This is a genomic window from Rhodococcus sp. USK13 (assembly GCF_018343855.1).
Classification (GTDB): domain Bacteria; phylum Actinomycetota; class Actinomycetes; order Mycobacteriales; family Mycobacteriaceae; genus Rhodococcus_F; species Rhodococcus_F oxybenzonivorans.
This window is the reverse complement of sequence record NZ_CP069242.1, coordinates 1,741,819-1,756,300: the sequence shown is the minus strand read 5'-3', so window position 1 is coordinate 1,756,300 and position 14,482 is coordinate 1,741,819. Positions and strand designations below refer to the sequence as shown.

Sequence of the window (14,482 nt, the reverse complement as noted above, 5' to 3'; positions counted from 1 at the left end):
GATCTCGCACATCTACGTTTCACTGATCGCCGAGTCCGGCTGCCACACCCGGTAGCCGGACTCGGCACGTCACGACCACTCGGAGGACCATGACCGCCGTCCAGAACGCTCACCGGATCACCGACGAGGCGCAGGCCCTGGCCGTCGCCGCCGATCTCGCCGCACAATTCGCCGTCGACGCCTCGGCCCGTGACGCGGAACGGACACTGCCGAACGACCAGATTCGGGCGCTGGCACAGTCTGGCCTTCTCGCACTGAGCGTCCCGCGCGAGCACGGCGGAATCGATGCCCGAACGGAGACGCTCACAGAGGTGTTTCGCCTTCTGGCAGAATCCGATCCGAGTATTGCGCAGATCCCGCACAGCCACTACACGTTCCTCGAGGTCTTGCGGCTTCAAGGAACTTTCGATCAGCGCAAGTTCTTCTACAGCGAAGTTCTCGCCGGTGCGCCGTTCGCCAATGCGCAAAGCGAGCGCGGGACGACGACCATCGACGTCGACGCCACCACTCTGGTCGAGGAGGGCCCCGACTTCGTCGTCGACGGAACGAAGTTCTACAGCACCGGCGCGCTCTTCGCCGACTGGATCGCCGTACGGGCCACACTTTCCGGGGCCACCGCAACAACCGGAAAACCGGCCAAAGCTGTCGCTTACGTCCCGAGGACCGCACCGGGACTCTCGATCGTCGACGACTGGGACGGCATGGGCCAGAGAACCACCGCGAGCGGCACCGTCACCTTCGACTCCGTGCGGGTGCCCACGGCCCATGTCGTGCCGTTCTCCCCGATCTTCGACGCACCCACCACGTACGGTGCCCAGGCACAGATACTGCACGCAGCCATCGACGCCGGCATCGCGTCCGCCGCGCTGAACGAGGCGGTACGGTCGGCACGTCGGGCGCGGCCGTACTTCGAAGCCGGTGTCAGCGACGCCGTCGACGACCCCCTGCTCGTCCAATTGGCCGGTGAAGCATCGCTCGGGGTGCGGGCGGCCACCGCTCTGCTGCGAGAGGGGGCCCGGAGCATCGATACCGCACGCAGAGACCTGACCGAGTCGACGGCCGCCGTCGCCTCGATCGACGCGGCCGCTGCCAAGGTGGCGTCGGCAAGAGCGTCACTCGAGGCGTCGTCCGTGCTGTTCGAGCTCGGGGGCACGCGCAGTGCGTCGGAGTCGGGCAATCTCTCCCGTTTCTGGCGCGACGCGCGTACCCACACCCTGCACGACCCCACACGCTGGAAGATCCAGCACATCGGCCGGTGGACGTTGTCGGGGACCATTCCGCCCCGGCACGGGCTGCTGTAGGCCCTCCGGGCTCGTGAGTGGTTAAGGAGTCCCTGGACTCGTCAACCACTCACGGGCGCTAGCCGCCCAGCTTCGCCCTCATGAGGAACACGTTGTAGTCGGACCACGTCGACAGGGTGAAGTACAAATCCTCACCACTCGACCACGGGTGGATGAAACCGCCGTACAGCTCCGGATACTCCATGGCGCTGACCATCGGGGCGCCGTCCGACCATTCACCCTGCGGCGAATCGGACTCCCGGAGAACGATGGCCGCCTTGGAGGTGTCGAGGTAGGACATCTGCCACTTGCCGGTGGCCTCCTCATACCGCACGGACAGTTCGCCGGCCGGCGCGTTCACGATGGGGGTGGCCTCGTTGAAACCACCGACCGGGGTCCAGTTTCCGTGCTGCCAGTACTGGTAGGCCGACTTGTTGAGCACCTGATCGGCGGGAACCCGCGCGAGGCCGATCGAACCCAGCCGGGTATTGGGAGTACCGAACATGTAGACGAAGTCGCCGACCGGAACCATCGAGGCCACCTGGAATTTGGTGACGCCGAAAATGTTGTCCCACTTGGCGTAGGGGTCCTTGGTCCACGTCGACCCGCCGTCGTCCGAGTAGGCGATACCGCCATAGTTCGTCCACCACGTTGCGGGAATGCTGTTCCACGTCCGGATCGACATGTAACTCATGTACTGCCGGTTGCCGACCGCGAATCCCGACGTCGGAATGGTCGTGATCTCGACGTTGTCGAGTTTCCGGCTGTCCAGCAGTTCCGCCGCGTGACAACGGCTGTCCTGCACCATGCTGTCGAGGCTCATACCGTCTGCGAGGTTGCGGTCGGAACTGAAGCCGAGGACGTTGCTGCGCCAGTCGCCGCCCTGGCCACCGGGTGGCATGAAGCCCTTGCCGACGGTGTCACCGAAGGCGACTGCGACCTGGTCGGGCGCACTCTCCCACATGATGCCCAGGTCGGTGCCGTTGACTTGGTAGCGCTTGTCGGTCCGGCTGACGGAGCCGGCCCCGGTCACCTTGGCCACCCGGGTCACGTCACCGATCTTCGGGGTTGCCGGAGCAGGACTCCGGGGCGCTTCCTCGGTCGCGGGATGCACCAGCGGCGGTGGAGGCGGTAAGGCCACGTCTGCGCCGGGGACGGGAATGCCGAGGTGGAAGGGCGTGAATTTCACGCTGACATCCGGAATGTTCAACACACTCGACAGGTTTCCGGGATCGAGCTCGGTGTCGTCGGTGAGGTCGGGGCAGGGATCCATGCACGGGTCCGCGGGCAGCGGCGGCGGAGCAATACGCGTAGGTTCCGTGGTGGGCGCCGGGTACGGAACGGTGGTGATCTTCGGGTACGGGATCGGAATTTCGAGCTTTTCCGGTATGAGCGAAGCGGTTTCGTTGGTGCTGTCGCTGGCGCACGAACCACTACCCGGCACCCCGTTGGACACCGTTTCGGGTTCGGCGCCGGCCGAGCTCTGATTCGAGTAGACGATCACGCCCGAACCGATAGCCACCGCCGCGAACGACGCGACCCATCTCTTCGACATCCCCGAACCCCTCCGCTGTCCACTCTTTCCGCGCACAGGTCCGTCTCGGCCACACCTGGCGAGGGCAACTTAGCATCGCCGGGTTACGTCCACCGATTCCCACACGCCATACCCGGGGGTAACATTCAGCGGCGCCGACTGTCGCTACACCTCGAGCCCCAGCACCCGGGCGAACAATGCCTCCACGCGTGCACTGAAGCCGGGGATCGCATCCGCGTTGACCAAGCCGCCGCGCAGTCGTCGCGAGAAGCTACCCGACGCTGTACGCGCGGTCCTGACGACCCGAATGTCCCCGCGGAAGGTCACGGCGAGTCTCAGCCGCCCGTCCCGAACAGCATCCCCAGCGCGTAGGTCGCGGCCGCGGCGCCGTAACCGATTGCCAGCTGGCGTAGAGCCCGCTTGACGGGTGGGCCACCCGAAAGCAGCCCGACCACAACACCGGTTCCGAGCAGCGCCACGCCGACGAGCGCAGCAGCGACGAGGAGCGCTGCAGTGCCCTCCAGCCCGAACAGGTACGGCAGTACGGGAATGATGGCACCTGACGCGAAGAAACTGAAACTGGCCGCGGCAGCACCGATTCCGGTGCCGACGGCCTCGTGCTGGTCGACGCTCTCGGTCGCAGGTTCAGGGTGATACGTGGTCTGCAGCACCTCGTTCGCGCGGTTCTCGGCCTCCTCCACCGACATTCCGCGCGCCCGGTAGACGAGGGCAAGTTCGTTGGCATCGACGTCGAGGAGAGCCACCGCCTCACGGGCGGCACGTCCCGGCGTGGAGGCCTCGAGCAGCTCGCGCTGCGATCGGACCGACACGTACTCGCCTGCTCCCATCGAGAGTGCGCCGGCGAGCAGACCCGCAAGACCGGTCAAAAGAACGATCGAATTGGAGACGCCACTTCCGCTGATGCCGAGCACGAGCGCTAGATTGCTGACCAGACCGTCGTTGGCACCGAACACGGCGGCACGGAAGGTGCCGGAGAGCCGATTCCGTCCCCGCGCAGCCAGTGCGCGTACCACTTCTTCGTGGATTCGTTCGTCGGCGCCCATGGCATCGGTGGCGTCGACGTCCGTCGGATAGGGCGATCGCGTCTCCGCGCGCTGCGCGAGGGCGAGCACGAACACCGAGCCGAATCTTCTCGCGAGGACACCCAGGATCCGAGTCCGGAGGTCACCGCGCACGGGCTTGCCGACGTGCTCCCCGAGGAGCGCCCGCCAGTGCGCTTCGTGACGACCCTCGGCATCGGCGAGCGCAAGGAGGATCGCGCGTTCCTCACCCGTCCGACGCTTCGCCAGGTCCCGGTAGACTGCCGCCTCCGCGCGCTCGTCGGCGAGATAGCGACGCCATTTCCGGATGTCCTGGGAACTGGGATCCGGTCTGGCACCGGAATCGGACACCATGCTCAGCCTCCGATCGTCGACTGTGAGAAGGATACCGAGGCGGCATGTGACTCACGCCGGAAGTCAGTCCTGGCGTGCGAGGGCCTTCGCGAGTGCATCGTCCCGAACCGACACCACCGCGGGGTCCCGGCCGGACAACAGGTCGAGCACGGCTTTGGGCCTGGACAGTGGTTCACGGATGGTGTTCCTGGCCCTCGCGAACACACTGCAGTCGCAGCCCGCGTTGACGCCGTCGGCGTCGATGCCCGCGTCGCGGCACAGCGCGACGGCCCGCGGCACGTGGAATTCCTGGGTGACGATCAGAGCCTTCGTCACACCATACGTATGTATGGCCCGCGCGCAGGTGTCGTAGGTGTCGAGCCCATAAGGGTCACCGACGATCACATCTCGGTCGATGCCCTTGTCCACCAGGTACTTCGTCATCGCCGCGACCTCGTCGCCGGACCTCCCGCCCGCGTCACCCGACACGAGGACGGCACGCGCGCGGCCGTCCCTCACGAGCTGGACGGCGACGTCGAGCCGGCCGGACAGGTACGCCATCGGCTTGCCGTCACGCACCTGCGCACCGAGGACGATGACCACGGGAGCTGCCGGAGCATCCTCGAGGTCATAGATGTGGCCGGTGGCCTGACGCGACACCCAGACCGTCGACGCGGCCACGACGATTCCGGCGAGGATCCCGGCCACCGCTCCCATCCCGAGCATGCGGCGGACCCACCGTCGTTTCCCCATGCGGGTATCCAACCACAGGCCGGCTCGCCGACCCGCGGATGTTTCTACTACACCGGCTCGGTCCCTCAGGGAACCGAGACGGCGTGCGTGTGGGACTGGACCGCCTGCCGAAGTTCCGACCGAGAAAGGGTGCGGGAACCGCACGCGCACCGAGCCGGAATCTGATCGTCCTCGAATCTGGAGGCGTCGAGCATGTCGATGTAGTCGGTGCCGGGTCGATCGCCATGATGTCCGGTGCCCGCCCGATCACGTGATCCGTGGCCTCCGGGACCACCCCCGGCGACGACCACAGGGCCCTCGTCCGTCCGGTACACGGTGGCAACGCGGTGACTGGCCGGGCAGGTCACCCGGACGATGGCGTGATCACTGCGTTGCGTACCGAGCGACTCCACGGCTGACCGCGCAATCCTTCGACGATCCGTCGGTAGAAGTTGTTCTGTGTCCATACAGACATTCCACACCCGATCGGCGCGTACTTGAAGGGTATTTCGCAGTTCTACGCACTCGGCCGGGACACATGGTGATCGTCCGTGCGACTGATGGCCACGGCCGACACGATCACGCCGATCACCACGCCGACCAGGGTGTCGATCACCCGACTGACCGCGATGCCGGGGGTGACTGCCGACCCCAGACCGGTGAGCAGCAAAGCCATCGGGGTGATCACGACGGACGCGAAGCCGTAATTCCTGATGACGACGAGTTCGGTCACCGTCTGCAGTACGACGATCACGACCACCGTCTGCCAGTACCCCAGAGCCGCGGCGATCAACGCTGCCGCGAGGACTGCGCCGGCCAGATTTCCGGTCAAACGCTGGATCCCGCGCTGCACCGTCTGACTGAAAGTCATGCCCTGCATGGCCGCCATCGCACCCATCGATGCCCACAACGGATGCTCCAACCCCACAGTGAGGCAGAAGCATCCGGCGAGGAGCGCTGCCACCGCAATGCGGGCAGCACTGACCGCCGCGCCCCGTGACCGCAGCCGGCGCATGCCGTCCGGAAGGAAACGGCCGGCCGCCGGCAGATCTCGATCGGGACCCTCGACCCCGGGAAGAACACTGCGGCGCTTCACCTTGCGAAGTTCGCTCTCGTATTCGGCGAGGGTGTGCAGGGTGGCGCAGTCTCGATCCGACGTCCACCGCTCGACCACCGTTTCCGCGTCGGCGAGCAGTGCGGAGAGTTCACGGACGTGCGCGTCCTGGCGCCTGCCGGTGTGTATTAGCACCTCCCACGCACGATCGACGGCCCGGCGGGCAGAGGTCAGAGATCCGCCGTCGCACTCACGACCCAGTTCCGACACCGCGGCGAGGGCCCTCGCCACCGCGAGCCGCGCAGGTCCGAGCGGAAGGAAGAAATAGGGCGTCATGACGGCGAGCCACCCGACGACCACTCCCCCTGCGACAGCGGCCACAGCCGGTCCCACGTCGGAGAGATTCCAGGCATACCCGACTGCAGCGGTGGCGGCGAAGATCAGGATGACGGGACCGGGGCCGGCGATCCGGAAGGCGGCCAGCAGCCAGGCAGCGGCACCCGCGGCCACAGACATCAGGGCGATCTGCCACCACACCGCCCAGCCGGCCGCACCGAGCAGTGCGCCGGCAGCGACGTAGACAACCAAGGCGATCCCCACGAAACCCGCCTTGCGGGCGAGCTGCGGATACGGCTCGTACCGCCCGAACGCCGCCGTCAGCGCACCGAGCGCACCGAGTCCCGCCAGGTTTCCGTGCCCGAGCAGTCCGCCCAGCACCAGCACCAGCGCTGTAGCGGCACCCACGCGTATCGCCGGCGCGATGGTGGCATCGACCGGATGGACCTCGAGCGCTCGACGCCAGGTGGCGGGGGTCACCGAATGCTTCAGCGCAGTGCGGCAGTGTGCGAGTCGACTGCTGTCGGGCACGTATCGAGGGAGAACCGGCATTGTTCGAGCGTAGCTTATACTTCATTAGTAAAATAGTTGTGAACTAGTGTGAGGTCGGTCGCTACCATGGCTGTCATGAGCAGCACTTCCCGTCCGGACGAGGACTTCACCGACCGCGTCCGACGCGAGTGGGCCGAAACCTATCCCGAGGTCGATACCTCACCGATCGAGGTGATCGGGCGGATCACCCGCATCGGGTCGCGCGCTTTGCAGCAGCTGGACCATTCGCTCGACGAACACGGCGTCTCCCGCCCCGAGTTCGACGTGCTGTGCGTGCTGGCCCGGAGCGGGCGGCCGTTGCGGGCCAGTGAAGTAACCGCCGTGACCATGCTCAGCGGCGCATCCACCACCAAACACGTCGACCGCCTCGGCAGGCTCGGCCTCGTCGAACGCCTGCCCTTCGAGCGCGACGGGCGGGTGGTCCTGATTCACCTGACCGACGCCGGCCGCGCGCTCGTCGACGCCGAGTTGCCGCGAAGAATCGAGCGCGACAGGCGGCTGCTCGACGGTCTGGACGAGGACGAACGCTCAGTCCTGGCCGGGCTGCTCCGCCGCATCGCCACCAACGTCGAGTCCGGAGTCCACCCTTAGCTGATCAGGGCATTTCGACGGTTTCGGCGCGGGCGATCTCGTCGAGCGCCCGCCGCAGGTAATCGGTAGCGGGCACTGTGGCCGTGGCCGACAGGTCGGCGATCACCAGAACTGCCGCCTCGAACACACGTTCCGGTGATCGCGGGTGCTCCTCCATCTCGGTCACCCCGAGTGCGCCCGTGAGCACGCTGACGAAGGCGTCGACCGAGACGGCAGGGAGCCAGAGGGCGGCCGCGCGAGCGCAGCGCCCGAGCACGTCCTGTATATCTTCGCCGGTCAGGCCGTCGGGGTGGAGTGTCTCGAGCAGTTCCCGGACGACGGCTGCCAGCACTACCCGAACCTGTTCCGGCGGTGCCCCGGCCAGCTTCGCCGCTGCGTCGGTCAGCGCTGCCGCGTCCGACGAGCGAGCAGCGGCGAGTGCGGTGTCGACCGCTTCGGCAATGTCGCGGGCGACCGTCGGCCAGTGTGTAGGCCACATCGGATGATCCTCTTTCTCCGGGAGAAGTGCGCCATCACCCTCTCACGGCGGCCCGACACCTCCATTCCCCCGCACGCGGTCGATCAGCCGGAGCGCATCGAACGGTGCATACCCCTTCATGTCGTTGTCGAAGTACACGAACACATCGAGCCCCTGCTCCATCCACCGCTCGATCTTGAGTGCCCACCCGTCCAGCGCTTCGTCGTCGTAACCGCTTGCGTAAAGTTCCTTGTCGCCATGCAACCGGATGTAGACGAAGGTGCTGGTGGTCGCCTCCACCAACGGATACCGGCCCGCGGTATCGGCCACCACGAAGGCGATGTCGTGGGCACGGAGCAGTTCGGTCGCCTCCGCCGTGTCGAAGCTGTGGTGGCGAACCTCGAGCGCGTGGCGTAGCGGGCGGTCGGCATCGGTCTCGAGCAGAACTCGATCGCCGGACAGCTTCTCGTCGTGGTGAGCCGCGAGCGCCGCCGCCTCCGCGGTAGTACGCGGAAGCTGGTCGAAGAAGGCGGCCAGGCTCGCCTCGTCGAAGGCGAGTGTCGGGGGGAGCTGCCACAGGAACGGGCCGAGCTTGGGGCCGAGCGCGAGCACACCCGAGGCAAAGAAGTTGGCCATCGCGCTCTCCGCGTTCACCAGCCGCTTCATGTGGGTGATGTAGCGGCCGCCCTTGACCGCGAACACGAAGTTCTCCGGTGTCTCGCTCCGCCACTTCGCGTAGCTGGTGGGTCGTTGCAACGAATAGAACGACCCGTTGATCTCGATGGACGTCAAACGCCCCGCCGCATAGGACAATTCCTTCCGGTGAGCCAGCCCCTCCGGATAGAAATCGCCACGCCAGCCCGGATACGTCCAACCGGAGATACCTATTCGGGCCTGCGCCATATCACGACACTAACGGCGTTGCCCCTTGCGCGCGATCGCTCCCGGGGAGAAGCATGGGACGGACCACAACCGAGGAGGCCCCATGCCGAAATACCTCTGGCAGGTCACGTACTCATCCGAAGGCGCGCAAGGCCTCCTCACCGAGGGTGGCACCGCCCGACGCGAGGCGATCACGCGGATGGTCGAAAGCATCGGCGGGACAGTAGAATCCTGCTACTTCGCGCTCGGCGGACGAGATCTGTTCGTCATCGGCGACGTACCCGACGAAGTCGCGGCCGCCGCTCTCGGCATCCGTACCGCCGCATCCGGTGCCGCACGGTCGGAGTCGGTCATGCTGTTGACGCCCGAACAGATCGACGACGCCGTACGCCGTGAGGCCGACTATCGCGCACCGGGAAGCTGACGGTCCGCCGAGTACGAGTCGCCGGAATGAAAGGCGAACAGGGGAGGTTGCACGCCACATGACAGAGACCACAGCGAATACCCCGCAGCTCGGACAGTTCGGCGTATGGCGACACGTGGGCGGTCTACAGCCCGAGGTGGGCGCTGCCATCGAGAAGGCAGGCTACGGCGCCATCTGGATCGGCGGGTCTCCGCCGGCCGACCTCGAGGTGGCGGAGCGCCTGCTCGACGCCACGTCCACGATCACCGTGGCCACCGGCATCACCAACATCTGGACTGCGCCCGCCGAAGAGGTCGCGGAATCGTTCCACCGCCTCGAAAAGCGTCACGCCGGGCGTTTCCTCCTCGGGATCGGCGTCGGCCATCCCGAACAGCCGGGACTGAACTACAGCAAGCCGTATTCCTCTCTGGTGAGCTACCTGGACGTCCTCGACGAAGCCGGAGTGCCGGCCGATCGCCGGGTTCTGGCCGCCCTCGGCCCGAAGGTGCTGGAGCTGTCGGCGGCGCGCAGCGCCGGCGCCCACCCGTATCTGACCACTCCTCAACACACCCGCGAGGCCCGCGCACTCCTCGGCACCGGTCCGATACTCGCGCCCGAGCAGAAGGTCGTTCTCGACACCGATACCGCGCGGGCCCGCCCGATCGGACGGGCCGCCGTCGACAACCCCTACCTGCACCTGCGCAACTACGTGAGCAACCTCGAACGGCTCGGGTACACCCAGGAGCAGATCGCCGACGGCGGCAGTGACGACCTGATCGACGCCCTGGTGGCTCACGGGGATACGGAATACATCGCCGGACGCCTGCGCGAACACCTCGATGCCGGTGCCGACCACGTCGCTATTCAGGTGCTGCCGGCCGGGGACGATCCGGTTCCCGCGCTTCGCGAACTCGCGGCCGCGCTGGGGATCTGACTTGCGCTAACGAAATAGTGTGACAGCACGTCCCGCATACCGGCAGAAGTCCGGCTCATCGGTCGGGGTAGGGTCCCTGCTGAACGGCAGCCAGGACTGAACGCAAGGTAGGAACTGTGCAAGAGCCAACGGCACGTCCAGTCGGCCCCTACGCCTCGGGACCGCCCGAAGCAGCCTTAACCGTCGACGCCGTCACCCTCGACCGGTTTCGCGGCGCGGAACTGTGGCGAGCGGTGGTCATCGGCGTCGTCGTCGTGGCCTACGTGCTGTTCTCCGTCGCCAGCTGGCCCTTCCGTCGCCGCGGGCGCACCCTAGCGGACGCGGCGTCGGAAGGGTTGGTCGACGGTTTCGAGGTGCTCGGCCCTACCTTCGTGAAGGTCGGGCAATTGATGGCGTCGTCGTCCGGGGTGTTCCCCGCCCCGCTGGCCAACGCGTGCCTGCGATGTCTCGACGACGTCCCACCGGTACCCGCTGCCGAGGCACGCAGGGTCATCGAGCAAGACCTGGGACATCCGGTGGACGCACTGTTCGCCGCGTTCGAGGACACCCCCCTCGCCGCCGCCTCCGTTGCGCAGGTCCACGCCTGCGTTCTGCACGACGGCCGGGAAGCGGTCATCAAGGTACAGCGCCCTGACATCTTCCGCCGCATGGTGGTGGATCTGCGCACCGCGTACTGGGGAGCGCGAATCCTCGAGCGGCTCTTCGAGTTCTTCCGCATCGCCAACGCCACCGCCATCATCCGCGACCTGCACGCTGCCACGATGACGGAGCTCAACAGCGCAGTAGAGGCTGATCGCCAGGCCCGATTCCGTACCAACATCGGGGCGTTCGGGGACAACAAAGGGGTCACCACCCCTGAGGTGTACTGGGACTACTGCGGTCCCCACGTGATCTGCATGGAACGCATGTACGGACTGCCCCTCGACCGGTTCCCCGACCTCGCACACATGGACACCCGGATGCTGATCCGCCGGGGCGTGAAGGTCTGGCTCGAATCGGTCATCGTCCACGGGCCCTTCCACGGCGACGTGCACGCAGGAAATTTGTGGGTGCTCGACGACGGCCGTATCGCGATGCTCGACTTCGGCATCGTCGGGGAGCTCCCGGAGTCGTGGCGTCAGATTCTCCGCGACATGTTCTATGCGACGCTGATCGACGGCGACTTCTCCCGGATGGCCCGCGGTATCCGGAGCCTGGGATATGTGACGGACAACCCTGCGACCGACGAGGAGGTCGGACTGCAGGTAGCGGCCGCCCTCGCGCCCCTCCTCGGGCGTGACCTCGGCGAACTACGCCTCAGCGAACTGATCATGGCGTTGGTCGGGATCGGCAAGAAGTGGGGTGTCGCGAGCCCCGAGGAGTTGGTGCTGTTCGGCAAGCAGCTGGGCTACTTCGAGCGCTACGCGACGGAACTCGCGCCCGGGTGGGTTCTCGGACAAGACCTGTTCTTGTTCCGCAACGTGTTCCCCGACGCGGTCGCCGCGAAGGCGCGGGAACTCGGGATCGAGCTACCGGACGAGTAAGGGTTACCGCCCGGTGAGCGAATCGAGCACCGATGCACGCTGCAGCGGATCAGCGGGAAGCCGGTCGGGCGTGAGGATCCACTGGTTGCCCGTCCACGGGTCGGACACGGTGAGAACCCCCAAAGACGGAACTTGTTGCGCGATTCGCTCGAGCACCGCGACACCGGGGTCCGTCTCCGCCGCACTGTCGTCGCCGACGATGATCAGGGACGTCCCCACTGCCGGACCGTGGTCGGCCAGATGGAGGATGCGCGCCGCATCCTCGGCTCCGTAGCCGTGCGGAAAATCGTTGAGGATGACGAGGCGCGAGGACGGCACTGTATCCGCGATTCCGTTGCGTGCGGCCATTTCTGCAAGGTCGACGCTGTCCGAGAGTGCGGCGAGCCGTGCCGAGATGTCGGCGGCGATAGTCACCACCGGGGCAGCCAGTAGCGCGGCGAGCGGCTCGGTGAGAGCGCGCAACGAACCGCTGAGGTCCACGACTTCGAGCGTGGGCGTTGCCGCGGCGGATGCCACCAGCATGCGTACCGCCAGTGCGGCGACGACGGGCGCGGCCTCCGCCGAGTCCCCGACGATCCACAGCGGGCGAGCCAGCGGATAGTGCACACAGAACGGCACCCGAAGGTCGCCGAGATCGGGTGCGGACAATTCGCCGAGCCGCAGACCGTCGGTCCTCGCACTGCTCGCGTCCCGGGCTGACCACGAGGTCGATTCGAAGGTGGCCAGCGAGCGCGGCAGCAGCGGGTCGATGACGCGGAGTTCCTCGGCCAACTGCGTTGTCTCACCCGCGAATTTCGACTGCGCCTCGGCGAGGAGCGCGTCGTGACGTTCCTGGGCTCGGGCCTGCAATCCCGCCGCGGCGGGGCTGTTTCTCGTGGACTGGTCGGCCACCGACGCCGACAGCTCGTCGTCCAGCCGTGCCTGGGCATAGTCGCGGGATGCCCGGAAGGAGGCGGCAGAGCGAGCTGCATCCTCGAAGATCATCCACGCCCGCTCGAACGAGTGGGCTGGGTCGAGAGGCACGGCGGCAGGTCCGGCAGGCGTGGGGGCAGGGACTGTCGGCTCGGGCTCGTCCACCTCGACCCCGTGCCGGGTGAGCAGCTCCGCCAGGCCACCGTCGTAGCCCTGCCCGACGGCCCGCACCTTCCACGCGTCGCCGCGGCGATAGAGCTCGAGGCAGATCGCCGCCGTCTCGCTGCCGACGAGCGGCACCTCGAAAGCGACCAGCGGAGCGCCGTACTCGTCGGAGAGTGTGGCCGACAATCCGCTACGAGGGAGGGGTGTTCCCTCGTCGGTCGCCGGGTCCACACTCACCACACAGAGCACCGCCGAAGCGGTGCCGTCCACCTCGCCTAGATCCAGCCGAATCACGTTGCCGTCGTCGAGAGTCACGCCGGCCGCGGATCGAGCGTTGTAGAACACGAAGTGATCCGACGACAGCGCGCGCAGGTTCCCGTCGACCACGAGCACCGACACGTCGATCGGGCTCGCGTTCACCGCCTGGAAACGCACCGAATGCGAAGGCAGCACCGTGTTCTGGCCGGCCGCGAGGTGAATCGTCACCGCCCAGCCCTAGATGCCGAGGAACCGGGTGAGTTGCGGAGCCGCTTCACCGGCGTGCTTGGCCTGGATGCCCTCACCGATTGCCTGGAGCTTCCATTCGCCGCCGACGCGGTACACCTTGGCCATCACCATTCCGGTGAACGGCATGCCACCCTGCAGGGTGAACCGGGCCAGCTCCGCCTGCGAGGTGCTGTCGACCAACCGGCAGAAAGCGTTCTTCACCTGTTCGAAGGTGTGCCCCCGGTAGGAGGTCACGATGAAGACGATGCTGGACACGTGCGGCGGGATACGGGTGAGATCCACCATGATCACCTCGTCATCGCCGGCGCCCTCCCCGGTGAGGTTGTCGCCCTGGTGCCGGATCGAACCGTCCTTGGAGGCCAACTGTCCGTAGTAGGCGACGTCGACGAGGTTGTTGTCGGCGAACAGCACTGCCGACGCGTCGAGATCGACGTCTGCGGAACGGCTGCCGAACATTCCACGCTTCTCGACGGGGTCCCAGCCGAGGCCCATCTGGATGTACGTGAGCGCGACGCCCCCCTCCTTGCGGAGAGTGACCTTCTGCCCCTTGGTGAGGCTGACCGGCCGCGACTTGGTGAGACTGACCTCGGCCGGGGCGGCCGGCGCAGCCGGAGGCGGAGTGGAAGCTGCCGGGGGCGGAGTGGGAGCTGCAGGTGTGGGTGCGGCCGGGGGCGGTGTGGGTGCAGGTGCGGGCGCGTCGTCGACGGAGACGCCGTGATCGGTGACGAGTGCCGCGAATCCGCCGGCGTATCCCTGGCCCACGGCCCGCACCTTCCAGGCACCCTGACGCCGATACAGTTCGAGAGCGATCACGATCGACTCGGAGTTCAGGCCCTCGATCTTGTACTCGTACAACGGGTTACCTGCACCATCGGCCACCCGAGCGGTCGGCGGTGCGAATCGGCCGAAGTTACTGTTCGTGTCGTCGAGGGTGATCACCGCGCGCACCTGCTCGATGTCGGCGGGCACCGACCCGAGCGCCACCTTCAGCGAGGCCGCCTGACCGGCAGGTCCCGGAACCAGCTGGACACCCGGACCGCTCGGCTGGTTGAAGAAGACGAAGTCGGCGTCGGAGCGCACCTTTCCCGATTCGGTCACGAGAAGTGCGGACAGGTCTGCGGCGGCCGTCAGTTCGAGAGAGACGACGACCTCGTTGACGCTCAGTGGGCCGTTCTGACCCTTGGAAAGCGGAGTGGACACTGCGTGATTCCTTCACTGTGGGGAGC

General features: G+C 66.8%; 15 protein-coding genes. 5 read left to right on the top strand and 10 right to left on the bottom strand.

Annotated elements, in window-relative coordinates:
• The first annotated feature begins 89 nt into the window (after positions 1–89).
• Positions 90–1,301, top strand: a complete 1,212-nt coding sequence (locus tag JQT59_RS10950) for an SfnB family sulfur acquisition oxidoreductase (RefSeq protein WP_213576155.1) — start codon at positions 90–92, stop codon at positions 1,299–1,301.
• Between the two features lie 58 nt (positions 1,302–1,359).
• Here the strand turns inward: JQT59_RS10950 and JQT59_RS10945 are convergent, their stop codons facing one another.
• From JQT59_RS10945 to JQT59_RS10920, 6 genes are all read right to left on the bottom strand, one after another.
• Complete coding sequence (locus JQT59_RS10945; protein ID WP_213576154.1) at positions 1,360–2,835, bottom strand: glycoside hydrolase family 183 protein; 1,476 nt, start codon at positions 2,833–2,835, stop codon at positions 1,360–1,362.
• A 144-nt stretch (positions 2,836–2,979) separates the two neighbouring features.
• Complete coding sequence (locus JQT59_RS10940; RefSeq protein ID WP_213576153.1) at positions 2,980–3,141, bottom strand: hypothetical protein; 162 nt, start codon at positions 3,139–3,141, stop codon at positions 2,980–2,982.
• Positions 3,142–3,149: 8 nt separating this feature from the next.
• Complete coding sequence (locus JQT59_RS10935) at positions 3,150–4,229, bottom strand: VIT1/CCC1 transporter family protein (RefSeq protein WP_213576152.1); 1,080 nt, start codon at positions 4,227–4,229, stop codon at positions 3,150–3,152.
• Positions 4,230–4,292: 63 nt separating this feature from the next.
• The gene (locus tag JQT59_RS10930) at positions 4,293–4,961 is read right to left on the bottom strand and encodes a SanA/YdcF family protein (protein ID WP_213576151.1); all 669 of its coding nucleotides are present in this window, start codon (positions 4,959–4,961) and stop codon (positions 4,293–4,295) included.
• 65 nt (positions 4,962–5,026) lie between these two features.
• Positions 5,027–5,407 carry a hypothetical protein gene (locus tag JQT59_RS10925; RefSeq protein ID WP_249354341.1) on the bottom strand — a complete coding sequence of 127 codons (381 nt, stop codon included), beginning with the start codon at positions 5,405–5,407 and terminating at the stop codon, positions 5,027–5,029.
• A gap of 50 nt (positions 5,408–5,457) precedes the next feature.
• Positions 5,458–6,882 (bottom strand): FUSC family protein, encoded by a 1,425-nt coding sequence (locus JQT59_RS10920; RefSeq protein ID WP_213576150.1) that lies wholly within the window; start codon positions 6,880–6,882, stop codon positions 5,458–5,460.
• 75 nt (positions 6,883–6,957) lie between these two features.
• Here JQT59_RS10920 and JQT59_RS10915 point away from each other — a divergent pair, with 75 nt between their 5' ends.
• A complete protein-coding gene (locus JQT59_RS10915; protein ID WP_374432977.1) occupies positions 6,958–7,473 on the top strand; it encodes a MarR family winged helix-turn-helix transcriptional regulator in 516 nt (171 codons plus the stop codon).
• Positions 7,474–7,477: 4 nt separating this feature from the next.
• Here JQT59_RS10915 and JQT59_RS10910 read toward each other — a convergent pair whose 3' ends face one another.
• Both JQT59_RS10910 and JQT59_RS10905 read right to left on the bottom strand, forming a co-directional pair.
• A complete protein-coding gene (locus JQT59_RS10910) occupies positions 7,478–7,951 on the bottom strand; it encodes a hypothetical protein (RefSeq protein ID WP_213576149.1) in 474 nt (157 codons plus the stop codon).
• 42 nt (positions 7,952–7,993) lie between these two features.
• Positions 7,994–8,833 (bottom strand): DUF72 domain-containing protein, encoded by an 840-nt coding sequence (locus JQT59_RS10905; RefSeq protein ID WP_213576148.1) that lies wholly within the window; start codon positions 8,831–8,833, stop codon positions 7,994–7,996.
• Positions 8,834–8,915: 82 nt separating this feature from the next.
• Here JQT59_RS10905 and JQT59_RS10900 point away from each other — a divergent pair, with 82 nt between their 5' ends.
• The 3 genes from JQT59_RS10900 to JQT59_RS10890 all read left to right on the top strand — a co-directional run bounded on the left by JQT59_RS10900 (position 8,916) and on the right by JQT59_RS10890 (position 11,672).
• A complete protein-coding gene (locus tag JQT59_RS10900) occupies positions 8,916–9,236 on the top strand; it encodes a GYD domain-containing protein (protein ID WP_109333912.1) in 321 nt (106 codons plus the stop codon).
• 58 nt (positions 9,237–9,294) lie between these two features.
• A complete protein-coding gene (locus tag JQT59_RS10895; protein WP_213576147.1) occupies positions 9,295–10,149 on the top strand; it encodes an LLM class F420-dependent oxidoreductase in 855 nt (284 codons plus the stop codon).
• A 116-nt stretch (positions 10,150–10,265) separates the two neighbouring features.
• Positions 10,266–11,672, top strand: a complete 1,407-nt coding sequence (locus tag JQT59_RS10890) for an ABC1 kinase family protein (RefSeq protein WP_213576146.1) — start codon at positions 10,266–10,268, stop codon at positions 11,670–11,672.
• Between the two features lie 3 nt (positions 11,673–11,675).
• On the opposite strand, the gene JQT59_RS10885 is transcribed toward JQT59_RS10890, so the two are convergent.
• Positions 11,676–13,235: a TerD family protein gene (locus JQT59_RS10885; protein ID WP_213576145.1), complete on the bottom strand. Its 1,560-nt coding sequence runs from the start codon at positions 13,233–13,235 to the stop codon at positions 11,676–11,678.
• A 9-nt stretch (positions 13,236–13,244) separates the two neighbouring features.
• Positions 13,245–14,456 carry a TerD family protein gene (locus JQT59_RS10880; protein WP_213576144.1) on the bottom strand — a complete coding sequence of 404 codons (1,212 nt, stop codon included), beginning with the start codon at positions 14,454–14,456 and terminating at the stop codon, positions 13,245–13,247.
• Between the last annotated feature and the right edge of the window lie 26 nt (positions 14,457–14,482).

Excerpts from the sequence above, each read along its gene's own strand:
- JQT59_RS10950 (WP_213576155.1), top strand. The coding sequence starts at position 90 with ATGACCGCCGTCCAGAACGCTCACCGGATCACCGACGAGGCGCAGGCC.
- JQT59_RS10945 (WP_213576154.1), bottom strand. The coding sequence starts at position 2,835 with ATGTCGAAGAGATGGGTCGCGTCGTTCGCGGCGGTGGCTATCGGTTCG.
- JQT59_RS10935 (WP_213576152.1), bottom strand. The coding sequence starts at position 4,229 with ATGGTGTCCGATTCCGGTGCCAGACCGGATCCCAGTTCCCAGGACATC.
- JQT59_RS10930 (WP_213576151.1), bottom strand. The coding sequence starts at position 4,961 with ATGGGGAAACGACGGTGGGTCCGCCGCATGCTCGGGATGGGAGCGGTG.
- JQT59_RS10925 (WP_249354341.1), bottom strand. The coding sequence starts at position 5,407 with ATGGACACAGAACAACTTCTACCGACGGATCGTCGAAGGATTGCGCGG.
- JQT59_RS10920 (WP_213576150.1), bottom strand. The coding sequence starts at position 6,882 with ATGCCGGTTCTCCCTCGATACGTGCCCGACAGCAGTCGACTCGCACAC.
- JQT59_RS10915 (WP_374432977.1), top strand. The coding sequence starts at position 6,958 with ATGAGCAGCACTTCCCGTCCGGACGAGGACTTCACCGACCGCGTCCGA.
- JQT59_RS10910 (WP_213576149.1), bottom strand. The coding sequence starts at position 7,951 with ATGTGGCCTACACACTGGCCGACGGTCGCCCGCGACATTGCCGAAGCG.
- JQT59_RS10905 (WP_213576148.1), bottom strand. The coding sequence starts at position 8,833 with ATGGCGCAGGCCCGAATAGGTATCTCCGGTTGGACGTATCCGGGCTGG.
- JQT59_RS10900 (WP_109333912.1), top strand. The coding sequence starts at position 8,916 with ATGCCGAAATACCTCTGGCAGGTCACGTACTCATCCGAAGGCGCGCAA.
- JQT59_RS10895 (WP_213576147.1), top strand. The coding sequence starts at position 9,295 with ATGACAGAGACCACAGCGAATACCCCGCAGCTCGGACAGTTCGGCGTA.